The organism is Wolbachia endosymbiont strain TRS of Brugia malayi (assembly GCF_000008385.1).
Lineage (GTDB): Bacteria > Pseudomonadota > Alphaproteobacteria > Rickettsiales > Anaplasmataceae > Wolbachia.
Genome location: NC_006833.1, coordinates 1 through 24,411, shown reverse-complemented (window position 1 = coordinate 24,411; position 24,411 = coordinate 1). Strand labels below are relative to the sequence as shown.

The following is a 24,411-nucleotide window of genomic DNA, read 5'->3' as shown; positions in this document are numbered from 1 at the left end:
TCAGTTATTAGGATTCCATCTTTCATAATAATTCTTTATTTTTTGGTTTGGATAATATGCATCCTTTGTACCCGTTAAATTGGGGATACGCTTTATTTTTCTTTTTTTACTATTAACTGGCATTGCATCATCAGTGTAGTGAAGCCATACATGCCATTCAGGTGATACCGTCGTGGGTTCAGAGACATTGCTATACATAACCCACCTTTTTCCTTCACTTGATTCATAGTAAGAATTTCCATTTTCATCTTTCCCTACAAAACTACTTTCCTTTTGTAACAGGCGCTTTATTGCATTACAAGTTTTAGATAACATAAGGGTATTAAAACAAAAAGTATTATATATACTAATACTTTAACAGCTTATTAACAACAACTTAATGCAATTACCAATTTTACAAGTTATTATACCAATAATTGCATCGATGCTTTGTTTTTTTACTAGAAAACACAAAGTGTCTTGGTTTATTTCTTTTACTACAACAATAGTCACCCTTTTTATTTCATCGGTGCTGCTCATAAAAACATACAACGGCGAAACTATAACTTATCACCTTGGAAATTGGGCTCCTCCATACGGAATAGAGTTAAGAATCGACGTGTTAAATTCCTTAATTTTAACTCTAGTAAATTTTGTAGCGCTGATAAGTGTACTCTATAGCTTTTATATTAATGAAAAAGAGATTAGCAAAAACAAAATCACAGGTCTTTATTCCTTGTTTCTATTGTGCTTAAGCGGACTACTTGGGATTTTAGTAACAAACGACATATTTAATCTCTATGTTTTTCTGGAAATTTCATCTCTTTCGTCCTACGTGCTAGTTTCAATGGGAAAGGATAAAAAAGCCCTGGTTGCAGCATTTGAATATCTGATTAGCGGAACAATAGGTGCAACATTTTACTTACTTGGTATCGGGCTTTTGTATTCCACGACAGGAACGCTCAATATGTCTGACATGGCTGAAAGAATAGTGCCGTTATATAATAACAACATCGTAAAGCTTGGTACATTGTTTATTTTTGTTGGTCTCTCAAACAAGATGGCACTATTTCCACTAAGCAGGTGGTTAGTTAACTCATACAGTGAGGCACCAAGTTTCGTTAGCATATTCTTTTCAGGTACAGTGACCAAAGTGATGATATATGTTTTTATTAGAATCTTTTATACTGTCTTCCATCAAAACTTCTTCTTGCTCAAATTGCCATTGAGCAATGTGATAATTATCCTTGCACTTTGCGCTATCGTATTTGGGTCAATTTTTGCAATAACTGCAAAAGATATAAGAAGACTATTTGCTCACTCTAGTGTTAGCCAAATTGGTTATATAATCTTAGTACTGAGCCTAAACTCAAAAATAGCTTTATCCGCAGCAATTCTCCACATAATAAATCATAGTATAATAAAAACATCTTTATTTATGGTTGCAGGATGTATTTCTTATAAATTTGGCACGACAAAAATAGAGAATTTATCAGGGCTCAAGAAATCAATGCCTTATATAGCTTTTGCGTTTACTCTACTCAGCCTAGCACTAGTCGGTGTACCTTTAACAAATGGTTTTATAAGCAAGTGGTATATAATAAACGTAATTATTGAATCTCATGCACGGATTTCTCTTATAGTTTTTGTTGTCGGTTCTTTCCTTGCATTGATATACATGTGGAAGGCAGTTGAGAAAATGTATTTTGAAAGTGATGCAGTATCATGCGTTGAAATGACATCGGGCAAAACCGATGTACCATTTCCTATGCTTTTCTGTCCACTATTTATGGCAACTTTAACGTTAGTAGTTGGAGTATATAGTAATCCAATTCGGCTAGTAGTTGAAAAGCTGGTTTTTTAATCTTCATTTTTTTCATATTTTACTATACTTCAAGGTCATAAGATTTTTGTTGTGGATAGACTAAAGAAAATTCACTGGTTATTAGTCACTAATGTAATAGCTCTGTTTTGCATTGGTATAGTTGTTCAATATTCTTCTGCTGGAGGAAAGTGGGCACCATTTGCAATTCACCAGTTAGTCATATTTTCCTTCTTCTTTTTACTAGCTATAGCTATGTCATTCATAGAGCTAGATTTCTATTTGAAGCATGCTTATTTTTTTTATATAGCAGCAGTGATTTCGCTGCTAGTAGTAAACTTTTTTGGCTTGTACACAATGGGAGCGACAAGGTGGATAAGAATTGGACCAATTAGTTTGCAACCATCAGAATTTGCAAAAGTTGGTTTAATACTTGCTCTTGCTCGTTATTTTAATAAGCAAAGTGTGTATAAAATGATGGAATTCCAAAGGCTGCTTAAAGCACTGATATTTATTTTCTTACCCGTATTCTTGGTATTAAAGCAACCTAACTTAGGCACAGCTGTGATAATGTTATTCATAGGGGCATCAATTATATTCACAGCAATAATAAAAAGAGCTCATTTAATAATTTATGGAATAATTAGCATTCTTGTAATACCAGCTATTTGGCCTTCTTTACGTTCTTACCACAAGCAAAGGATATTATCATTTCTGGATTCATCGGTGGATCCGCTTGGAATAGGTTATAATGCACAGCAATCTCAAATAGCCATTGGTTCAGGGGGTCTATTTGGTAAGAGTTTTGTTAGCGGCAGTCAAACTCAACTTGGATTTTTGCCAGAAAAGCATACAGATTTTGCTTTTGCAGTGCTTAGCGAGGAATGGGGATTTTTAGGTAGCATGACTTTGATTGTACTCTATACAACATTACTTGCTATAATATTCTCTATTGCTTACAGGTCAAAAAACTATTTTTCTAAGTTAGTATCTATTGGAATTTTTGCTTTTTTCGGTGTTCACTTCTTTATAAATATCGGAATGACAATAGGCCTTTTACCTGTAATAGGAGATCCATTGCCATTCTTATCTTATGGAGGAAGTACAACCGCTGCAAGCTCAATATGTATAGGGTTACTACTCAGTTCTGTAGCGTCTATGAAGGACTTAAAACTAAAACTTTCAATTTCATCTATAGAAAGGCCTGTAGTCTGAGATATAATATCAATTGATACACTGCTTTAATATGAATTCTTTTTCTGACTAATTGAATTTATTTAGTTCTTCATATACTTTCTTGATTATTATATCACTTCCTATTATTCTTTCCAACTCCATTTTACTGGTTTCCTCTGCATAATCGAAAAGTAGACCCACTTTTCGACTATACTTTCTAGTTGGTCTTCCTTCGTTTTGGGAAATTTTGGCAATTTAACAAATGTAGAATAAAAATTTTTCAAATCATGCTCATTTTGAATCGAGGAATTTAGAAAAAGCTATAACAAATTAACTAAAAAAGTATTAACAATAATAAATTATTTCTCACAAATATTCAATTTTATTTTTAACTTACAACTTTGAGTAGTTATCATTAACTTGATATACATGGCGAGAGGATGTCAGCTATAACTATTGAAATTACACACGTCGATTGTTGTAAAACTACACAATTGCTCTGTAGAGCTGTGTCCTGTAATAATTACTATACCATTTTGCTCAGAGCGTACTGAAATTAAATTTAGCACTAATTCACACGTTGCACTATCAAGATTACAAAATGGTTCATCTACTAGCCAAACACTTGCATCAGAAACCAAGAGGCGAGCAAGTGCAACCCTCCTTTTCCAACCTGCAGAAAGTTCACCATATTTAATATTAAATACAGGCTGTAACTGCAAACAACAAATAGCAGCTATAATCAATTCCTTAGTATTTCGTATTCCTGCCCAGAATTCTATGTTTTGAGCAACAGTTAAGCTATCCTTACAGGCGTTTTTATGCCCTATATAGACCATAGAAGGTATATAGGATTTTAGGTCATCATATATATCTTTTTTGCAATATCTTATATTGCCTGATGCCGGTGGCAATAGTCCAGATAAACTTCTAATTAAGCTGGTTTTACCACTACCATTTGGACCGGTAATTAAGACCTTTGACTTTGGCTTAGCTTTAAAACTAAGATTTTTAAATAACACTTTGTCATTATGAATACAGGATAAATTTTCACATTCGAGCATGAATTATCTGCCTTTCCCTTTATGTTTACCATGAGTTGAAGCTTGAGCCTCTACAAATAGCTCCCAAAACCCTTTCCTACCACTTTCTCTTTTCATTAATTGTGCCAAACGCTGCATCAATCCACCATCTTGCATAACCATTTGTGTCCATTTACCTATTGGCTTTGCAATTTCAACTATTTCTGGATCCTCTTTGTAAACCTGTATACCATTTTGACTCTCACGTAGTATTCCCTGACGTTTTATTAGCTTTCTCTGCTTATCTTTTTGATATAATTTATTGAATTTCCTGCCTTCTTCCCATTCTTCTCCAAGAACTTTCTTAGGAAACATGATCTTTCTAATTCGATCCCTGTACATTTTTCTAAAAAAGAAAAACACCGCAGCTACAGCAAGCAATGTTATGCTATATATTATGATCTGTACAAATAGCATTCTCCGTGTTTAAATTTTAAAATACCCTTATTATTATATCACAATTATAGAAATTCTGCAAACTTCTGTGTGAGCAAAGACAGCACAAAGCAGTATTTCTCTACCTCGCAAATCGCCTAAATATACGACGAATGGACTTGTATACAATAAGGTTTATTTTTATACTTCTAAGAATTGCGTAGTGGAGGACGCACTGATATGAACTATTATAAAACCCACACGTGCAACGAATTAAGGAAGAACGATGTAGAAAAGGAAGTTACCCTTTCTGGATGGATGTACCGCAAACGCGACCATGGGAACCTAATTTTTGTTGACTTAAGAGACTTTTATGGAATTACTCAGCTGGTATTCAATAACGACAAAGATTTTTTTTGTAAGATATCAGATCTAAAACCGGAGAGCGTAATTACTGTTACAGGAATAGTCAAAGCTAGAACTGAAGATACGATAAACATTTCTATTTCGACAGGAGAAATTGAAGTTACAGTCAACAACTTACAAATCGAGTCAGAAGTTGAGTTTCATCACAATGAAGAAACAGCAAAAGAAGAAAGGAGTATATTAGCAAGCATTGCAGATGATCAGGAATACCCAGAAAATATGAGATTTAAATATCGGTTTCTTGACTTAAGGCGTGAAAAAGTCCGCAACAATATCGTTCTGCGCTCACAAATCATTGCAGAGCTTCGCAAATTCATGATAGAGCAAGGATTTTTGGAAATTCAAACTCCAATACTTACTGCTTCGTCTCCTGAAGGAGCACGTGACTATTTAGTGCCAAGTAGGTTAAATCCTGGTAAGTTTTATGCATTGCCACAAGCTCCGCAAATTTTTAAGCAGTTATTAATGATCTCAGGGTTTGATAAATACTTTCAAATTGCACCATGTTTTCGCGATGAAGATGCAAGGGCTGACCGTTCCCCAGGAGAGTTTTACCAGCTAGATCTTGAAATGTCTTTTGTAACTCAAGAGGACGTATTTCAAGTTATTGAATCTACCTTATACAAAGTGTTTGCCAAATTTTCTCGCAAGTCTGTCGATAAAGGTTTTTCACGTATTACCTACAAAGAGGCAATGCTTAAATACGGCTCTGACAAGCCAGATTTACGTAATCCACTATTAATTAGCGATGTTACAGAAATCTTTCGTGACTCAGAATTCAATATTTTTAAGAGCAACATCGAACGTGGTATGGTAGTGAGAGCCATCCCTGCTCCTAAAACAGCAGAGGAACCTCGTAGTTTTTTTGATAAAAAGATAGAACACACACAAAAAGAATTTGGTGCTAAAGGTCTTGGATATATAACATTTAATAAAGATGGTACTGCAAAAGGACCGATTGCTAAATTTCTTGATGACAATAGGCTAAATCACATAAGAGAAGCAACGAACATAAAGCCTGGAGACAGCGTGTTTTTTGCTTCTGACAAAGAAAATGAAGCAGCAACAATTGCAGGAAAAGTACGCACTCTCTTAGGGTCAGAACTAGGCCTCATAGATAACAATATCTTCAAGTTCTGTTGGGTTGTTGATTTTCCATACTTCGTGTATGACGATAAAAGTAAAAAAATCGATTTCTTTCATAACCCATTTTCCATGCCACATGGTGGTTTGAAAGATCTAGAGGAAAAAAATCCACTGGATATCCTTGCTTACCAATATGACCTTGTTTGCAATGGAATAGAATTATCAAGCGGGGCAATTCGCAATAACAAACTGGATATCATGTATAAGGCTTTTGCCACTGCAGGCTATAATAAAGAAGAAGTCAATAAGAAATTTGGTGCACTTGTGCGTGCATTTAGATTTGGAGTACCACCTCATGGTGGAATAGCACCAGGAATTGACAGAATAGTTATGTTGCTTGCCGATGCACCAAACATTCGTGAGATAACCTGTTTTCCCATGAATCAGCAGGGTGAAGATGTTCTAATGGATGCCCCTTCTAAGGTGGATAATAAGCACTTACGTGAGTTGTCTTTAAAGGTTGTTGAATGAAAATTCCATAACGAAGTATACCAATCAACAATATACTATAACAAATTAAAAATCATGAATAATATTCAAAAAGCAATACTATCAGGTATAATCTGCAATATGATTGTATGGTATGAATTAACTCTATTTGGAGTCTTAACACACATAATAAGCAATGTTTTCTTTCCTTCGGAAAGTGATTATTTAAGCACAATCAAATTTCTTGGCAGTTTTGCAGTCGGGTTTGGATTTAGGCCACTCGGTGCATTTATTTTTGGCTACATCGGAGATAAGTACGGTAGAAGGAAAGTTTTGCTAACTTCTGTAATATTAGTTTCGATATCATCTACTGCAATTGCAGTCATACCAGATTTTAAAGAAATAGGAATACTCTCCCCTATATTGCTTTTGCTTTGCAGAATAGTACAAGGAACAGCAGCTGGTGGAGAAACAAGTATTAACTCAGCTTTTTTAATAGAACATTCAAGTGATAAAAAAGATCTAGGGTTTTTAGGTAGCATGAAAGCTTTCAGCGGCGCCCTTGGTTCCATTACATGCTTTTTAATGATAGCCATTGTTAAAAAATTTACAGGTGAAAATTATGAAATTTGGGGATGGAGGTTGCTTTTCTATTTCTGCTCTATTATGGGTGTAATAGGTTTTTTAACAAGATACATAATGGAAGAAAGCTTAGCGTACAAGACTCATGACCAAAATAAAAGCTTATCTAATTCTCCATTTTTGGAACTAATCAGGAGCTATAAAAAGGCATTTATGATAGCAATTGGGCTTGGTATCGCCCAAAATGCAATTGTCTACTCAGCAATCATGTTTTACAACATATCTGTAAAAGAGCTTATCCTTTCAGGCATTGATATTAAAAATGTAGTAAGGATTACAGTTGAAATTACATTTGGGACATCTGCAGTGCTGTTCGCAATATTATCTGATAAAGTCGGAAGAAAAAATGTGATGGTTCTTATATTAATAGCTTTAGCCTGCGCTGGGTTACCAGCGTTTTCGCTACTATCATATGACAATCACTATATTGTAACACTCACTTTTCTATTAATAAGCATACCGATAGGTGCATCTTTTGGAATATACAATTCTCTTGTTTGCGAGTTACTTCCAACGAAAGTTAGGTGTACGGGCTTTAGCCTAGCACATAATATATCTGCAGGAATTTTTGGCGGAATTTCTCCATCCATATGTATGTGGCTTATAGAAAAAACTGAAACAGAGCTTGCAGCAGGTTTTTACCTTACCATGTGTGCATTGATTAGCTTAATATATGTATTGCAAATTAAAACCGAAGATAAAAAAGTCGATTGGTGAAGTTTTTTCACATAGTAATATAAATAGACTAGAAATTTTAAATAGCTAAAACTTTTACTCTAAACCTAGTAATTTTGCATTCTCCAAGGCACTGCAAATATTTCATATCTAGTAGTCTTTTTATAATTTCCTCTACTGTTCTTGAAGGAAATCCTAGAGCTTCTATGGCATTTTTCTACTAAATTTCTTATCTACAAGACCAAGTGCCCATTTCCAGAAGAGCAATTGTTTTTGTGATAATAAATATTCAGTATTTTCTCTCTCAAGAATACAATGCGCCTCACTTGCTTGAGTTTTAAGTATGTTGAGAAAAAATATCAACTATAGGAAGATATCTTTTTTATTACTTTTCTAACGCTTTATATTTTATTAAGCGCTAAATAGTAACCAAGTTTGTTAGTTTCAATTACCTTTTCATGTGCACAGTAGATACAAAGCCATAATCCTACTGCAATAGCATTAAATTAGTTATTAATCTACTAGTTATATACCATTCCCATCTTGAAAAGGATGTATTGCCAAATATTCAAAAATAAAGTTAGCAACAATAATAAGAGGATGTTTAAAGTCTATTATTTAAGGATCAGTGATATTAATTAATAAACCCCTGTACTTCTTTTTTAACAAGATAAGGAGGTGTAGGGCCAAGAACTATACCAACTATATTTTCATTCTGATTTTTTACCTCAACTCTATTAGGGCTTGTTTTATATTTTCCCCCCTATGTATAGGTCCTTATCACTATAGAGTACCATCTGGTTGTTGACGTGCAATATTAATGACTTACTAATTGGAATATTCACATAATCATGAAATATTAGTTTAAGCATTTCTAAGTAGCCAGCAACTTTTTGCTCATCCCTATTTTTAAATTTTCTAATACGTAGGTTTTCATACAGATCCTCAACTTCTTTATCGGTTAGGCTGTCCCCTTCAATACGGTTAGAAGCACCAGAAGATATAACAATAACCAAGTGGACTAATCTTTCAATAGCGTGTGGTAGTGTTTTTTGTTATTTACCAGCTATTTTTAACACCGTCAATTGCAGTAATCAACTCATATACTTGCTCATTACAGGTGCCCCTAGGTCAAGGGGCATACTAAGATGAAAATTTTTCCAGTCCATATTTTTCTCACATGCATATTATGTGAGATTATATGATAAAAGTCAACGGAAAAGGGGGGATTCGAACCCCCGACATATTTCATATGTGTACGCTTTCCAAGCGTGTGCTTTAGACCACTCAGCCACCTTTCCACACTACTTATAATAGTGAAAATTATGCCACTGAACAAGTTTAACTGTAAAAACCAGGTATATAAGGTTTACCACGAAAAACTTACAGCATTGTTAAATCTGCTTTTGCACGTTGAAAATGTTTTATCGCAATCTGTAAGTATCGAACATTTATCACCAGCAAAAATTTTGCATGTAGGCAAAGCAAACAATGTAACTACTTTTTTCTATACTCTTTATCGCACCTTCAAATGCTGTATATGCTACTGAGCCAAAAAATTTCACTATTCTATGCTTATAACACCCATTGCTCTCAGTTAAATTAGGTCTTCAAATCTTTTTTCGTCTATCACTTTAGTAATCGTACTTACTCTGCTAAATTTCCTAGCATCAGCTTTACAGCTACTATCACAAAATTGCGTTCTGCACATAGGAGAATATAACTTTGCTATGTTCCCTCTCAAGCTTTGCTGAGAATTCTCTATTTCAACAATAAATTACCCACTATCTAATGTTACTTTATCAAAAGTTCCGAATGTAGATTCATTTCCCTTGACCCACATCTTTGTAATTTACAAGAAATATCTCAATATTTGCAAAGTCGTACTTTCCTGATAAAACTCTCCTTCCTTAATATCATCACCATTTAACATTCCTTTATTCCCAGGTTATCAGTCTTTAAGTCGCTGTTTAATACTATACTACTGGTTGTGAATCCACTTGAAGATTTATAGAGTATATTACTGATATTTAAACCCTCATCATAACCAGTGAACCTCATTACTTTTCCATCAACAAGCGTCAATTTCCAGCATGTAGCGATGGTAAGTAACCCTCCAGCTAAATGTTTTTTTAATGTGGGTTGCATAGCTACCTCTTGTTTTCATATGAAAAAATTACGCCAACGAGCTTATTGTTATTTTTCAGATTCCAATATCATCTACCTTGATAAAAAAACCACTAGAATGGCAATTCACAACTGCTAAAAAGAGCTGTTAAGATGATAACACGTTACACTTCCTTGAGTTAGCACCCCTAATACCTAAATGACGTTATAGCTTAGTTCATGGTTTTGACTAACTCTGGCCCAGTGCTCGATTTGTTGCAGCATGGAACAAGATTGTACTATTTCCTCAAACCCCCTATCAAGATCCACTGTTATATCCATGATATCGTTACTTTCATTTTAACCTATTGTACATATATTGAAAAATTTTTCAACATAAATAACCCTGAAAGCCTAAATAGATGACACTGAAAATACACACCACAGCTGTGGTGTGTATTATTCAATTAGAAAGAAAATTTCATACCAGTAAGGAAGAGAACCCCTTGGTTAGAAGGTGCTATGCCTGAACTATCTTTTTTTGTAATCTTATACCCACCACCTTGCTTCTCATCAGTTTTAAAATAATGGAGAGATGCATAAGGAACAAACTTGCCCTTACTGGAAGCAGGAGAGAGATCATACTGAATACCAAATGCAACATCGTGAAGCTTATCTCCATCACTCATCTTACTACCAAAGTATGTCAAGCTTATGTAGAAATTCTCATGTTGATAACCAGCTCCTGCAGTCCAATACATAGTATTTTTATCATCTCCTTTAAATTGATCTTCGAGTTCTTTCACTCTCTTGTCATCATCAGTAACACCTTTACCATCAATTTTTTGATAGACATTACCAACCAATTTTTCAATACCCTTTGGTTGACCAGATTTGCCCAAATATGCAAAGGAGGCAGCAAATTTTACACCTTGATCTTCATTAATATTACAGTCAGCACTTATACCTAAATTAACACCCATCAGATCATTATACTCCACATATTCCTTATAAGCATACTTAGTACTGTCTGGTTCTTTTGCTTGACCATATTCACCAACTGCAGCAACTTTAACTTTTACCTTACGTTCGCTAAAGTCATATTCATATGATGCACCAGCACTTACTATGTGCTCATAGTCTGGACCAACATGTTTTATGTTATCACCATCCTTTATAACAAACAAATTACTGTCATAGCGAGGTGAGTAGCTAACACCAAATCTTGCCCCCATATAATTTGGTGAGTAGTAAGCAAATCTAAATGGTAATGTAGTCATAACGTTTTTATGATATTTCCCTGCCATACGGAAAGAAAGTTTTTCACTTTCGCTTGAGAAACTTTCAGTGTAAAGACGTGGTGTTACATAAAATGGAAAGCTTGCAGCACTTCCTTCCAAGTTCACTTTTCTGAACCAGTCACTATCTGCAGCTCCGTCAATAGTTGCAATCCTTGTTGCATCAAGCCTCATCAGGGCCTCAGGACCAAACTGATAACCAAGTTTCAAGTCACCATATCTCGAACTTAAAAACACATGTGCACTTCTACCCCTTGTAGCACGAACACCCTGTGAAGCCCCTTTGCCTTCTGTCACTGGAACTTGGAATTGCACATCAGCACCATAAAGAAGACCTTTATCTTCATTTTTATCTTCTGCTCTTAAATGTAATATTGCATCTGCAATCATATCTATGTCTTCGCTATAATCACCAATATTTCCTATCCCGCTAGGAAATATTGGATTTGCTCCTTTTACCTTGTCCGAAATATCCTCATAGTAACCTGTAGATTTGCCCGACATAACATTATAATGTTTATAATCTTCACCACTTGGTCCAGCTTTACCATAACCTTGAGCATCAACAACACCACCAAAAGTTATTTTCAAACCACTTGTTCCTTGGTTAGTGTCAATAACATCAACGCCACCGACCAAGATAACAGGGCTTGCTTCACCTTTTTTTTCTGCATTTTGACCAACAATTTTTACATCTTTCTTAAAATTCTTCTTTACATCTCTAGCTTTCTGAGTTTCTGTACCCCTAGTCTTTGAACTCTCTACATTAGAGTTCTTAGCATCTAAAGGTTTCGCTTTCTTTTCACTTGCTAGCTTCGTCTCCTTTCTTTTCTTCTCAGCTAGTTCCTCTTTCTTTTTCTCAGCTGCTAACTTGAGCTCCTCTTTCTTCTTAAGCTCTTCAGCTTTTTTTCTTGGATCAGCATTACATATCCTGTCCATTTTCTCTTTTAGCCTTTTGTTTGATGTCTTCATAACTTCCATTTTTTCAGAAGTTGTGATTGACTTTATGTTCTCTTGCTTTTTTACTCCCTTCATACCTTCATTAAAAGAGTCAGCAGCAAAACCGCTGAAAGAACATAAAGTTAATAAAGAAGCTAGAGCAGTTCTAGTGTAAGTAAATTTTTTCATGAAGTGCCCCCAAAAAATTTCAAAATCATTATCTTAAACGTAAATAGTACAAAAACGTTGAAAACTCAACTTAAAGCAACCTTATAGCTAAAACAAAAACAAAATGCAATACCTCAAAAACAACTTTTTTAATATTTCCAATATGCACGTTAACTAAAATTTAGCATAGAGGTTTTTCATTTGTCACCCATGTTATAACCCCAATATTCATTCCATGGAAGTAAAATTTTTCTATGATTAGACAATAAAATATTTTATTATTTACTAGAATAGTAATAATAGTTACTAACAGCAATATCAATTTATAGTATAGTTAAGTAATATTGTTTAGTTCTAAATGTATGGATTTTAGTTTCTCTCACAATTGATTTAGTACTGCAGGCAGTACAAATTCAAAAAATAACGATCGGATCACAGAATCTATAATAGAAGATGATGATGAGTTTGAGATTATTGATGAGTTTATAAGTCTTCGCAATTCAAATAAAATATATTCTTTATCTTCTTCTTACCAAATAGATGAAAGTATTGTAGAAATTGCAGGGTTCAATTAAAGAGAAATTATTGAAATGAGTAATTTCTGTAAAATAATTTACGGTAATAACGATAATCAATTAAGCGAAAAAAGTTATAAATCTTCAGTTTGTAATGATGATCTTTTTAATGGAAATGAGGAAGATTTTGTAATTCTTGAAAATGAAAAAATGTATAAAACTAAAGCTGAATTTGAAAGTGAAGGTTACAAAATTATTTAACTTAGTAATAGCTTTAAAAAAGACGTTGATCATGTTTTTATAAAGATAATGAAATAACTATAGCTTACCAACGGCACTCGTTTAAAATATGGCCTATGGAGCTTAAATGATGTAATTACTCATCTAAATGGATCTTTTATTACTCCAGAACTTCTACATGAAGATGGAATTCACCGCGGTCTTTACAACTCATTTATAGTTCATAGCCATAATCTTTATGGCGCTTTAAAAGCTCATGCTGAAAAGCAAGGATCAAAAATTAAAGATTTTAAAATTAATCTTACAGGCTACAGTATGGAAGGGGCTGTTACTAAGATAGCCGCACGTTGCAACTTTTGGTAACCCAAGGTTTTTTGACCTTACTGGCTAGTGAATTTTATAATAAAGTTCTTCAGGATGAAACCATTAGAATAACTCAACACAGACAAGGTCCAGTGCTAGAGTGTCATCTGGTCTCCTTGGCTACGCTTATGTAGGTGTACAACTAAGAGTATCAGCATCAGAAGAGTACCACATTTATACAATAGATGGTCATCATGAAGCTATCTATAGAACAGACAAGAGTAATTCCAGTCAAATAATGACGTATCTCTTTTCTACTATCCTATTGATACTAAACATATTAACTCTAAGGCCCTTGGCAAGGTTCAACACTATGCTGCCAATACATGGAGTTATATTTCAGATGGATCGAACTTTTTTGAGGAAATAAAAAACAAATATAAAACTTCTTTTCAGATTGAGTAAGTAAAAGTCAAGCAACATGAAAACTCTTTATCTATTACAATAGGTTGACAGCTATTATTAAGGAGCAATCTAATAACTGCTTCGTATGCTTGCGCTCATTTAAACTCAACACAAAACCTTCCACCACAAGTTATTTCCCACTCCTCTTTAAACTTTCTTAGGTGCGCTTTTTTTTCACATTCCAAAAGCAGCTCTTCTATATTTTTGTTGTAGCTTCGAGTAGTGATTCTCCCTTGATGATGCATAAATCTCAAGTAAATCAAATAAGTGTTAACTACGTCTGTTTCACAATAATCTCGAATTTCCTGTATTCTACCACTATCATACAAATCTACAACTTGTGACCCGTCAACTCCAATTTTACCAGGAAGATTAAACACTGCACAAACTTCATTCATTTTTACTCTAGCAAAGGCTCCAAAATCAGAGAGAGATTCAAGCAAATCACAATGCCAATTACTACTATATCTTTGATTGTAGCTATTCCACTTATCACCAGCTTTATGAAAATATTCCGCTTGAACGTCATGGACCATAGCACGATATTTTAGCACCGGTATGTCAAAAGTGCGTCCATTAAAAGAAATTAGCCTTGGTTTTTTCTCCGATACGCAGTTAAAAAATCCTTTTACCAGTTCCTTTTCACTGGAATCTAGTGTGCCTTCAGATCTAATTTCCTGAAGGGTAAATACCTCATAATTACTTTGATAGGTTACACTACAAAGTAAAAAACTGATAACTATAACTTGGTGGAAGGGCTGACGCAGAAAAGGGTTTTGTCCGTTTGTTATTTCAAGATGATATTTTGTTAATGCGTTTCTCTTCTCTTTTAAGCTACTATCATCACTAATATTGAGCAAATTCCTGCAGGAGTTTACATCTGGTATAGTCTCAATATCAAATACCAACAAAGAATTAAACATCGTCTATATACTCCTCTGGGCGATCAGTCCAAGGTCGCACTTTCACAAACAAAAACAGATGAACTTTACGCTCAAATAACTTTTCTAATTCAATGCGCGCTTCGATGCCAATTTTTTTAATATTACTCCCACCCTTCCCTAGCACTATTTTTTTATGACTATCTTTCAGCACAAATATTACCTGCTTTATGACCAAACTTTCATCTTTTTTCTCTTCAAATTGTTCAGTTATAACAGCTGTAGAATATGGCAATTCTTCACGCAAATTCAAGAACAATTTTTCCCTTGTGATTTCCGCTGACAAAAAACTCGTCGAGGAATCGGTTACCTGATCTTCTCCATAAAACCAAGGACTTACCGGTGCAACTTCAGATAAGTAATCCATCAGATCAGAAAGTCCATCACTCTTTAATGCTGATATTGTAAAAATTTTTTTTAATTTATAAAGCAAATCCAGATGTTTATACGTCATCTTTAGCTCAGGTTTTTTTACCAGATCAATTTTATTGATAACAAAAATGCACTTCGTTTTCGTGTGCCGCAGCCGTGTGAATATGGTTTTGATTCTTTCTATGTTTTTTAAATAACTGCTCGCATCAATAAGCAACAAAATGACGTCATCGCCCTTGATTGCCGACCACGCAGATTTGACCAGAGCTTTCTCAAGTTTTGTTTCCGCTGAAAATATCCCTGGAGAGTCAGTAAAGATAATTTGTGTCTCATTATATATTGCAATACCCCTTATTTGCGTTCTCGTTGTTTGCACTTTGGGAGTAACGATTGCAATTTTCTTACCAGTGATGCTGTTAATTAGTGTGGACTTCCCTGCATTTGGTAAACCTGCTATGGTGACAAATAAGCATTTTTGTTCTTTCACAAAGGGGATTGTAAAGAAAACTGGATTCTAGTGTCAAGCATGACAATGAGGAAAATTCTAAAATAACAAACTTCAAGAAGATCTTATATAAAATCTGACATTTACGGAAATTATACTTTTTTCATGCATCTTACGAGTTTAATAATCAACGTAGAGTGATATGGCAGATAATTTATATCTTTATAAGGGGTCAGTAAAAATCACAGAAATGACATTAAATCTAAATGAAGCTAAAATTATAGTTTATGAAGATAGTGGAGGTAACAAATATACCCTAGATGCTTCAGGTATTTCTACTCTAACTAATATTGATGATATCAAGTTAAGCGATCTGCTGGAAGGAAAGGTAAAATTTATATATCAGAAAAAAGATAGTAACGCAATCCAAATAAAAGGCCTTGGTAATATTATAAGTACATTACTTGCTACACAAAAAGCTGTAGATGGTGAATCAATCCTTGCAGAAGAAGTATCAAAAAAGCCTGTTGTAGATACTATACTTAAAGCAACAGATCTCGTTAATTTGAATAAAAACATTGTTGAAACTGAACTAGAAGACAAGTTTGTTAAAAAAGACGCTTCCAATTTGACAGATGCAGTAAACCAAAAAGCTTTTGCAGAGAAAATACTTCCTGCAAAAGACGGCCAAAAATCAATCCTAGTGGAAAAACTTGGTGGACTTCTTGGTGAACCTGGTGCAGTGTACGGCGACAGTAATCCCAAAATAACAGCTAAGGATTTCTTAGCCGAAAAAGCCTCACTTGTCAAAACTGATGGTTCAAACATTGTAACTCAAACAGACAAAGGAAAAGCTTTAGTAGAAGCAATACTTAATGCAAAAGAACCCATTAGCAATAAAGAGGTAAAGATAGTTGAAACTGAATTAGCTAAGACGTTTGTTAAAACCGCTGACCTTGGAACACCAGCTGTAGCAGGAAAAGTACTTGATGCAAAAGACGGCCAAAAATCAATCCTAGTGGAAAAACTTGGTAGATTTCTTGATACCACTAGTACAGAGTATAGCAATCAAACAGCAAAGGTTTTCTCAGGTGAAAAAGGAACGAAACCAACAGCTGAAGAAGTAGTTACTAAACTACTTGCTAATAACAAAAAAGATTTAACTGATGAAGTTGCACAGAACCCAGGTTTGCGCGCTGCTGTAACAAGTAACTCAGGGTTACGAGGTACAGTGATAGATAATTTGAAAGGTGACACAGATTTTAAAACTGATATTACAATCCAGGTTGACGCTAAAGACCCAGCATTTCAAGGCTTTGTGAGAGAAATAATATCACAACCGTCTTTTGAGATTCCAACAAGTGATGATGCTCCACTTTCTTGGGATTGGATTTAAGATACTTGGATAACGTTCACCACGTTATTCCTGTACTTTTTTGTCATTTCAGCGTGTGACGCTGGAATCTAGTCGATTTTGCCCTCGCGTTTGATATAGATTCCAGGATAATAGAAGCAAACCTTCGTTAGTTATAAATTCCAGTGTCACGCACTGGGATTTACCCTCTTGGTAGGCTCAAATCGTAATGCTTATACAGTCCAGCTACTTTTATGGCACTAACCTTTGCCATTCCAATGCCACTGGGATTTATGTATTTTTTCCTGGTCACGTGCTGGAATGACACCTTATTTTCCTACTATTCCAGTGCGTGGTACTGGGATTTTAATTTTATTTTATGATTTCCTCATATAAATCAGCTTAATATGGATTTCTTTTCACAATCAAACCAATTTTCCATTCTCTTTTCTAGCTTTTAGTAGTTTTTCTCTATTAAAGACAATTTAACGTCTTGAAATTCCTCAAAGTAAACTAACTTTTGCACATTATGTTTCAATGTAAAGCTAGGAGTGACCTTGTTCTTATGTTCCCAAACCTGTTTAACTAAATTTGACATGACACCTAATATATAGAGCTCTATTGTGTTTACTTGCAAGTATACAAATATAATAACTTTTCATATATAGTAAATAAATTTAATATTTTCTACCATCCCATGGTTTTCCAGTATGAGAAGCCAATGTCACACACTGAGGTATCGGCAGCCCCTATTTCATATACCGTGAGAACTGTGGTATCTCTCAGCTGCTAACAAGCAGCAAAATGACGGTAGCTATAAATATTAAAAAATTTAATAAATAAAAAAAGCAAAAGATATCCAGTGGTAGATAGTGTTTACCCTCTAATCCTGCAAATTGGCATATTATACTGTCTTAAACGCTTTACAAGCGAGTTTCAGCTTATATAGGTAAAAACTTAAAAATGTTATGAAGACATAAGGTACATATAGTGCAAAAAATAAAACACAAGACGCCAACTATGTAATACTTTGTCATTTTAATCTGCACAGATTGAAGATAACTGAATACCTTCAGCATCATGATTAATAGGATGGGCTAGCGAGGTTTATAAGTGATTTTTTGCAGCTCTCATGGCTTATAGCAACTACTAATAAATAGGAAAATCATCACAAATCTTTTTAACTTTATTTTTCACTATTCTCTCAACATCTGAGTTGTTTCCGTTAATTAATCCTTGAATCACTTCATTTATTAGGTCAGCTATTTCTTTAAAGTTCTCTGCCTTAAGTCCACGTGTTGTCTCAGCAGCAGTGCCAAAACGTAGTCCTGAAGTAATAGTCGGTTTTTCCATGTCAAATGGTACAGAGTTTTTATTGCAGGTAATACCAGCCCTTTCAAGGCTATCCACAGCGCCTTTTCCAGTCAATTTTTGCGGTCTTAAGTCAACTAGCACTATATGGGAGTCAGTGCCACCGGTTATAACGCTCAGCCCATGCTTTTGCAACGCTTGAGCTAGCACTTTCGCATTCTCCACAACTCTTTTGATATAGGCTTTAAACTCTGGCGCCAATGCCTCTTTAAATGCAACAGCTTTTGCAGCTATCACATGCATAAGCGGCCCACCTTGTAACCCTGGGAAAACTGCAGATTGAACTTTTTTATGTAGTGCTTCATCATTTGTTATTACCACTCCACCGCGAGGACCACGCAGAGTTTTGTGAGTCGTGGAAGTTATAATATGCGCATATTTAGCAGGGGACGGATACTCACCCGCTGCAATAAGTCCAGCATAGTGAGCAATATCTGCAAGTAAATATGCACTAACTTTATCTGCAATCTCGCGAAAGCGCTTGAAATCCATTCTTCTTGGGTAAGCAGAAGCACCAGCTATGATCAATTTTGGCTTATGTTCGAGTGCTAGTCTTTCCACTTCGTCCATATCAAGCAGACAGGTACCTCTGTCAATTGCATATTGAATCGATTTAAACCACTTACCAGAAAGGTTCGGCGCCGCACCATGAGTTAAATGTCCTCCACAACTTATTGATAACCCAAGTATTGTATCTCCTGGAGTGAGTAGTGAAGCAAATACTGCTTGATTCGCTTGAGAGCCAGAGTGAGGTTGAACATTTGCAAATCTAACATTAAACAGCTTACAGAGTCTTTCTATAGCCAAATTCTCAACTTCATCCACATACTCACAACCACAGTAATACCTTTTGCCTATATAACCTTCTGCATACTTATTAGTCAGAAAAGAACCTTGTGCTTCCATTACCGCTTTACTTGCAAAATTCTCTGATGCAATCAGTTGCAATTGCGATCTTTGACGCTGCAACTCTCTCTCTATAGATTGATAAATCTCGTCATCAAGAAACTTTAAACTATTCTTAGAGTCATAGATTCTCTCTGAAACATTTGTCATAGGTAAAACTCCACTTCAATCTAATAATACCAAAATACCATAAGCAATTTCAAGACCTTTTCTTTAACCAAACGAACCAAAAAACAGCCAAAAGTAGACATATAGGAATAATTGATATTGCTTTTATCAGCAGCTCAGAACCATATACAGGATTTCCTTGTATTACCGTTCTATCCCAACATAAATCTACTATTTTTGCGATTCCAGTGTGAAAAAAATAGCCAAAAACCATAATTATCATGTTTGACACAGCTGTAGTCAGGCCTACCAAGCTATTGTCCACATAACTTATTGCTTTATAAATGGCAATCACTTGGTATCCAGATGCAAAGCCGATAATAAGAAGTGTAGGCAGTACAACATATAGACCGCCAGCTTGTGCAAAAAGCAAGAGAAAACTAGCAATCATTGCAAGAGAACATGCAATAATTGCTTCGTAGTGCCTATTTGGATGCCTCTCCAGGAAGTAAGCTAAAAAGAACGACCCAGCTCCCATGCCTATAAATATGAGAGAAGAAAGCAAGGACGCTAGATCTCCGGTCATTTGATATACTTCACATAAGAATGCCTTTGCCCAACCATCAGCAAAACCCTCTAAAGGACCAACCATTAAGCCACTAAAAAAGCTGATTAGAATGATATGCTTGTTGAAAAGCACAGTTTTTAAATCTTGAAATACATTGCCACTTACATTCTTCTCTGTACTATTGTTTGGTGTTATGAAGAATAGAAGCAGAGCAAGTAAACAACCAAACGTTGAGAAAGCGTATATAACATAATCCCAACCAAACTTATTGAACAAAAAATTCAGGGGTAGTCCGCCATAAATAGCTCCCAGCAATCCTACTATTATAGATAAACTGGCCATTTTTGCCGATTTTTTCTGCGAAAAATATGTGCTTGCAATTTTGAAGATTCCAATTGCTGAAGCAGATGATCCAACTCCAACAATTATTCTACTAAATGTTAAGTAATACCACTCATCAAAGTATATGAGCGGTAATGTTCCAACAAACGTTAAAACAACACATATAGGCAAAACAAATTTTGGTCCGAACCTATCAAGGGCAAAACCAACAGGTATGTGAGCAAATGTGTAGCCTATATAGTATAGCCCACCAAATTGACCAATATCCGCAATGCTTATGTTAAACTTTGTTATTAATTCAGGTGCGATTATGTTTGGGATTACGCGTAATATATACTGGTATGCGTAGAATAGCGATGCTAATAACCATATTAAAAAATTTCTCTGTAGCATCAACCTCACCTCAAACTTAGAATTATAGGTACTTTATTTACAAAGAACAATATTTTTATAAACACTTAGTTTAATTTATCGAAATTTAACAGAGCTAAATTCATAGCAAATAAGTAATTACACATCAACTAAATTTTTGGTGTTAGCTGCTTAAACGGAAAAAGGTATTTTAAATAGAGATTTTTTATCTCATTTACGATTTTTCTACCATTTCCGCTACTAGTTCACGGATAAGATATATTAAAAAATTACATCACAGATGATAAAAACATTTATAATTTTGCCCTTATTTATCTTTAATCTTAAGCTTTACTTTTGTTACAAGATCCATTTTATTTATGTTTTTATTCTACAATGAAAATTATATCTAAAATAACACAATTTTTAGTAAAGTTTGGCTTCAGAAACGCTTCAGTTAGCTCAATATTAACCTTTCCGCGTGTAAAATATCCAATGTAACGTTAAAATAAGTTATGAGTATAAGCATAGCAGGTAACACGCTGTAAAATTATATCAAAATATATCGAACAAATACTTGCCGCACACGTAGGTAATAGATACGGCAAACTTTATAAGGAGCTTCTAAGTGGTATAGAAGAAATAATAAATTTACTGTCAATCAAGCAAAACACTATGACGAAAGTTTAGAAGATCTACATAACGACCGAAGATTTAATAAGGAATTTATTCGAGCTTACGCTAAACATCAGGTATTGGAATTCCTAAACACTCATCCAAAAAAGAAAGAGATCGTTGCAGAATTCAACAATGAACATTACATTAATGAAAGCGATTTAAAAACCCTAGAGGAAGGAAAAGATTTAGTAGATAAAATAAATAATATCAACTTAATTCAACAAAACGAGGAAAGTGAAGAATTAAACATTGGAAAGGTACTTGCCTAGTCAGCAAAGCCTTTTTCACAAATAAAAGAATCCGAGATAACTCAGGTAAACATCTTCGACATTATAAAATATGCATTCATGAACCGTTTACTTTACCTTAATTTTTAGCATATATATTTTTACATCTGGTATTCAATTATTTATTTGGTAAACACTTTCAAGCCTATAATGCCTATCACCACTAAAATAATGGAAAATGAATGCCAAAAATTTACTGGATCATAAAAAAAGCCATTCCCACTATTGCTGCGCCTATAGAACCCGCGCCAGTTCAACCCGCAAAGACGTGTCAAGGGAATGAATTTCATTGCTACCGATAACTAGTAAAGACTTACAGGAGTACAAACCAAAATTATTATTACAGGTAAAATGCGAGTAGAACTACTGCTGTATTTTAGTGCTGTAGTCCATACTATTTCAAATAGACTAGCCAACAAAAAATACGTTTAAGCTATACACTAACTCCACTTCACTGATATGTAAGGATATTACACATGAAAGTGTAAAAAAGTTAACTTAACATTTTACACGCTTTAATAATGCTGTTACACCCAATTTCCAGTTGTTCCTGAGAGGTTGCATAAGAAATTCTAATAAAATTCTTCAGGCCAAACGCAATTCCCGGTATCACAGCAACCAGATGATCTTCCAGCAAGTATTCAGCAAAATCAAGATCGTTATTTATTACTTTACCGCTCTTTGTGCTTTTGCCCAACAAATCTTTACACGAGACAAACAAATAGAACGCACCTTGCGGAATGGATGCTAATAACCCTGGAGCAGAATTTAGCTTCTCTATTACAAAATCCCTACGACTTTTAAAGATTCCCATTCTTTCCTTCAAAAAGCTATGATCACCATTCAATGCCTCAACTGCTGCTGCTTGCGCTATCGAATTTGGGTTAGAAGTGCTCTGAGACTGCAATGTGGAAATAGCTTTCACTACATCACTTCTACCTGCAATGTAACCTATTCTCCAGCCTGTCATCGCATAAGCCTTTGACACTCCATTGACCACAAAAACCCTATTGTAAAGTTTCGGTTCAACCTGAGCTATGGTGAAGAACTTCTCGTCATATATTATATGTTCGTAAATGTCATCTGTAATAATATTCACATGTGGATATTCAAGCAATACTTGTGCTATGCCTTCCAACTCACCGTACGTATATACAACCCCTGCTGGATTATTTGGTGAGTTGAGAATCAACCACTTAGTTTTTTTGGTCACCTTGTTCTTCAACAATTCCGGTGTCAGTTTTAAGCCTTGTCCACACTCTATCACAACTGGCAAGCCACCAAAAAGGCTTACCATATCAACGTACGAGACCCAATAAGGAGCAGGAATTATAGCTTCATCTCCAGGGTTAACTGTTGCCATAAACAAGTTAAATAATACCTGTTTAGCACCAGCACCAACACAAACCTGACTAAGTGCATACTCAAGATTATTATCCCTTTTCAATTTGCTGATTATTGCCTCTTTAAGTTCACGTGTTCCATCCACAGCAGTATACTTGGTTTTACCTTCATCTATCGCTTGAATGGCCACTTTTTTTATGTGGTCAGGAGTATCAAAATCTGGTTCTCCCGCGGCTAAAATACAGATTTTTTTTCCTTCATCTTTTAACCTATTTGCCTTATCGGTTACAGCAATTGTAGGTGATGGCTTTATCAGGAGCATTCTTTTTGCAAGGTCTGACATAATTTTACTAGAGCTAAACTCAAATAATAAGCCTCGTACAACAAAAAAGCCAGGAATTTTGTTACTGACTCTTCACTAAGTCGACTAGCGCAGCAATATTCTCAATCGGAGTATTAGGAAGCACTCCATGCCCAAGATTAAATATGAAAGGTAAATCTCTAAAGCAATCTATTATGCGCTTCGTTTCTTTAATTGCTTCCATTTTATTGTAGGCCAAAAGGCTAGGATTAAGATTTCCTTGTAAGGGAATTTTTAGGTTTTCTTTTGCCCATTCTATTGGAACGTTATAGTCTATACTCACCGCGGACACACCAGTTTTTTCACAATAATCTTTGTAAAGGCTTCCAGCAGATTTCGGGAAACCTATTATCGGAAAATCAGGAAACTTGCCTTTTATTGCTGAAACAATTTTCTTTGTTGGCTTGATAACACACTCCTCAAATAGTTCTCCTGAGAGTACACCAGCATTACTGTCAAATAACTGAATAACATCTGCTCCAAATTCTATTTGCTTAACCAGATAGGAAATCGTCACTTCCGTTATCTGTTCAATTATCTGCTCTAAACTCGAGGGATGTAGGTTTAACACCTTAGAAAAGGTTTTGCTGCTTCTGCCCTCTATTATGTATGAAGCTACCGTCCACGGCCCTCCAGCAAATCCTATAAGAGACTTTTCTTCTGGCAATTTGTCTCTAACCTTTCTTATAGCATTTAGGATTGGTAAGGTCTTAGTTTCAATTTTCTGTGGATTTCTCAATTCTTTGAAATTCTTTACAGGTTTTATCGTCGGGCCTACACCGCGTATGAAGTCTACATCACAACCTAGAACATCAGCCACTATCAAAATATCTGAGAAAATTATTGCTGCGTCCATGCTGAATCTTGCCACTGGCTGTAATGTTAACTCTACTACCAGGTCTGTGTTGTAGCATATTTCCATAAAACTGCTTGTGTCCTTTACTGCCCTGCGGTATTCAGGAAGAGACCTGCCAGCCTGCCGCATTAGCCAGATAGGTATTTTCCTGCCCTGCTTTCCCTCCTTTATAGTCTTTGATACTACTGCCTTACTACTCTTTATTCTAGCCAGCTCGCTCTCCTCTTTCATATATTAAGGTATAATAATAGTAGTAGTAGTTTTGTCAACAACTTGTCATTGACTTAAAACTCGGTTAAGATTCTTGTTACTTAACTTGTGAATAAATATGTTAGTAACTT

At 35.0% G+C, this 24,411-nt stretch carries 23 protein-coding genes, 1 tRNA gene and 1 pseudogene; 7 read left to right on the top strand and 18 right to left on the bottom strand.

From position 1 onward, the window contains the following. Entirely contained in the window at positions 1-315 is a 315-nt protein-coding gene (locus WBM_RS00100) for an NADH-ubiquinone oxidoreductase subunit NDUFA12 family protein (RefSeq protein WP_011256219.1), read from the bottom strand. A gap of 64 nt (positions 316-379) precedes the next feature. Between WBM_RS00100 and WBM_RS00095 the strand changes: the two genes are divergently transcribed. Both WBM_RS00095 and rodA read left to right on the top strand, forming a co-directional pair. Then, positions 380-1,843 carry a proton-conducting transporter membrane subunit gene (locus WBM_RS00095; protein ID WP_011256218.1) on the top strand — a complete coding sequence of 488 codons (1,464 nt, stop codon included), beginning with the start codon at positions 380-382 and terminating at the stop codon, positions 1,841-1,843. 51 nt (positions 1,844-1,894) lie between these two features. Next, complete coding sequence (gene rodA / locus WBM_RS00090; RefSeq protein WP_011256217.1) at positions 1,895-3,016, top strand: rod shape-determining protein RodA; 1,122 nt, start codon at positions 1,895-1,897, stop codon at positions 3,014-3,016. Positions 3,017-3,067: 51 nt separating this feature from the next. Here rodA and WBM_RS06010 read toward each other — a convergent pair. From WBM_RS06010 to WBM_RS00080, 3 genes and pseudogenes are all read right to left on the bottom strand, one after another. After that, positions 3,068-3,273: pseudogene (locus WBM_RS06010) on the bottom strand (transposase); the annotation flags it as partial. A gap of 147 nt (positions 3,274-3,420) precedes the next feature. Beyond that, positions 3,421-4,041 carry a heme ABC exporter ATP-binding protein CcmA gene (ccmA, locus tag WBM_RS00085; protein WP_011256216.1) on the bottom strand — a complete coding sequence of 207 codons (621 nt, stop codon included), beginning with the start codon at positions 4,039-4,041 and terminating at the stop codon, positions 3,421-3,423. A 3-nt stretch (positions 4,042-4,044) separates the two neighbouring features. After that, a complete protein-coding gene (locus tag WBM_RS00080) occupies positions 4,045-4,476 on the bottom strand; it encodes a hypothetical protein (protein WP_041571339.1) in 432 nt (143 codons plus the stop codon). Between the two features lie 198 nt (positions 4,477-4,674). Between WBM_RS00080 and aspS the strand changes: the two genes are divergently transcribed. Together aspS and WBM_RS00070 are read left to right on the top strand one after the other, a co-directional pair. After that, positions 4,675-6,477: an aspartate--tRNA ligase gene (gene aspS / locus WBM_RS00075; RefSeq protein ID WP_041571526.1), complete on the top strand. Its 1,803-nt coding sequence runs from the start codon at positions 4,675-4,677 to the stop codon at positions 6,475-6,477. Between the two features lie 54 nt (positions 6,478-6,531). Then, positions 6,532-7,794 carry an MFS transporter gene (locus tag WBM_RS00070; protein WP_041571337.1) on the top strand — a complete coding sequence of 421 codons (1,263 nt, stop codon included), beginning with the start codon at positions 6,532-6,534 and terminating at the stop codon, positions 7,792-7,794. 483 nt (positions 7,795-8,277) lie between these two features. Here the strand turns inward: WBM_RS00070 and WBM_RS06005 are convergent, their stop codons facing one another. The 6 genes from WBM_RS06005 to WBM_RS00050 form a co-directional block, all read right to left on the bottom strand. Further along, complete coding sequence (locus tag WBM_RS06005; protein WP_233417532.1) at positions 8,278-8,328, bottom strand: hypothetical protein; 51 nt, start codon at positions 8,326-8,328, stop codon at positions 8,278-8,280. A gap of 173 nt (positions 8,329-8,501) precedes the next feature. Then, entirely contained in the window at positions 8,502-8,768 is a 267-nt protein-coding gene (locus WBM_RS06000; protein ID WP_225416126.1) for a hypothetical protein, read from the bottom strand. A gap of 199 nt (positions 8,769-8,967) precedes the next feature. Further along, positions 8,968-9,053 (bottom strand) — tRNA-Ser (locus tag WBM_RS00060). Between the two features lie 68 nt (positions 9,054-9,121). Further along, positions 9,122-9,235 carry a phage BR0599 family protein gene (locus WBM_RS05905; RefSeq protein WP_233417531.1) on the bottom strand — a complete coding sequence of 38 codons (114 nt, stop codon included), beginning with the start codon at positions 9,233-9,235 and terminating at the stop codon, positions 9,122-9,124. A 443-nt stretch (positions 9,236-9,678) separates the two neighbouring features. Then, complete coding sequence (locus WBM_RS05995) at positions 9,679-9,900, bottom strand: baseplate hub protein (protein WP_225416125.1); 222 nt, start codon at positions 9,898-9,900, stop codon at positions 9,679-9,681. A 425-nt stretch (positions 9,901-10,325) separates the two neighbouring features. After that, the gene (locus WBM_RS00050; protein WP_011256212.1) at positions 10,326-12,284 is read right to left on the bottom strand and encodes a WD0745 family porin; all 1,959 of its coding nucleotides are present in this window, start codon (positions 12,282-12,284) and stop codon (positions 10,326-10,328) included. A gap of 569 nt (positions 12,285-12,853) precedes the next feature. On the opposite strand from WBM_RS00050, the gene WBM_RS05990 reads away from it, so the two are divergent. Then, positions 12,854-13,039 carry a hypothetical protein gene (locus tag WBM_RS05990; protein WP_011256211.1) on the top strand — a complete coding sequence of 62 codons (186 nt, stop codon included), beginning with the start codon at positions 12,854-12,856 and terminating at the stop codon, positions 13,037-13,039. A gap of 842 nt (positions 13,040-13,881) precedes the next feature. On the opposite strand, the gene WBM_RS00040 is transcribed toward WBM_RS05990, so the two are convergent. After that, positions 13,882-14,709, bottom strand: a complete 828-nt coding sequence (locus WBM_RS00040) for a 3'-5' exonuclease (protein ID WP_011256210.1) — start codon at positions 14,707-14,709, stop codon at positions 13,882-13,884. Further along, the gene (era, locus tag WBM_RS00035; RefSeq protein WP_011256209.1) at positions 14,702-15,586 is read right to left on the bottom strand and encodes a GTPase Era; all 885 of its coding nucleotides are present in this window, start codon (positions 15,584-15,586) and stop codon (positions 14,702-14,704) included. Before era ends, WBM_RS00040 begins: the two co-directional genes overlap by 8 nt. 160 nt (positions 15,587-15,746) lie before the next feature. On the opposite strand from era, the gene WBM_RS04970 reads away from it, so the two are divergent. After that, a complete protein-coding gene (locus tag WBM_RS04970) occupies positions 15,747-16,940 on the top strand; it encodes a hypothetical protein (protein WP_011256208.1) in 1,194 nt (397 codons plus the stop codon). Between the two features lie 415 nt (positions 16,941-17,355). Here WBM_RS04970 and WBM_RS05985 read toward each other — a convergent pair whose 3' ends face one another. From WBM_RS05985 to WBM_RS00020, 3 genes are all read right to left on the bottom strand, one after another. After that, complete coding sequence (locus tag WBM_RS05985; RefSeq protein WP_167895696.1) at positions 17,356-17,496, bottom strand: excinuclease ABC subunit C; 141 nt, start codon at positions 17,494-17,496, stop codon at positions 17,356-17,358. A gap of 551 nt (positions 17,497-18,047) precedes the next feature. Continuing rightward, positions 18,048-19,325 carry a serine hydroxymethyltransferase gene (gene glyA / locus WBM_RS00025; RefSeq protein ID WP_011256207.1) on the bottom strand — a complete coding sequence of 426 codons (1,278 nt, stop codon included), beginning with the start codon at positions 19,323-19,325 and terminating at the stop codon, positions 18,048-18,050. Between the two features lie 49 nt (positions 19,326-19,374). Beyond that, a complete protein-coding gene (locus WBM_RS00020) occupies positions 19,375-20,586 on the bottom strand; it encodes an MFS transporter (protein ID WP_011256206.1) in 1,212 nt (403 codons plus the stop codon). Positions 20,587-21,299: 713 nt separating this feature from the next. Between WBM_RS00020 and WBM_RS05980 the strand changes: the two genes are divergently transcribed. Beyond that, positions 21,300-21,491, top strand: coding sequence for a hypothetical protein (locus tag WBM_RS05980; protein WP_011256205.1), 192 nt, complete (start codon positions 21,300-21,302; stop codon positions 21,489-21,491). A gap of 320 nt (positions 21,492-21,811) precedes the next feature. On the opposite strand, the gene WBM_RS05975 is transcribed toward WBM_RS05980, so the two are convergent. From WBM_RS05975 to hemE, 3 genes are all read right to left on the bottom strand, one after another. Further along, entirely contained in the window at positions 21,812-21,925 is a 114-nt protein-coding gene (locus tag WBM_RS05975; RefSeq protein ID WP_225416123.1) for an SMR family transporter, read from the bottom strand. Positions 21,926-22,002: 77 nt separating this feature from the next. Beyond that, positions 22,003-23,196, bottom strand: a complete 1,194-nt coding sequence (locus WBM_RS00010) for a pyridoxal phosphate-dependent aminotransferase (RefSeq protein ID WP_011256204.1) — start codon at positions 23,194-23,196, stop codon at positions 22,003-22,005. Between the two features lie 61 nt (positions 23,197-23,257). Continuing rightward, entirely contained in the window at positions 23,258-24,301 is a 1,044-nt protein-coding gene (hemE, locus tag WBM_RS00005) for a uroporphyrinogen decarboxylase (protein ID WP_011256203.1), read from the bottom strand. Positions 24,302-24,411: the final 110 nt, after the last annotated feature.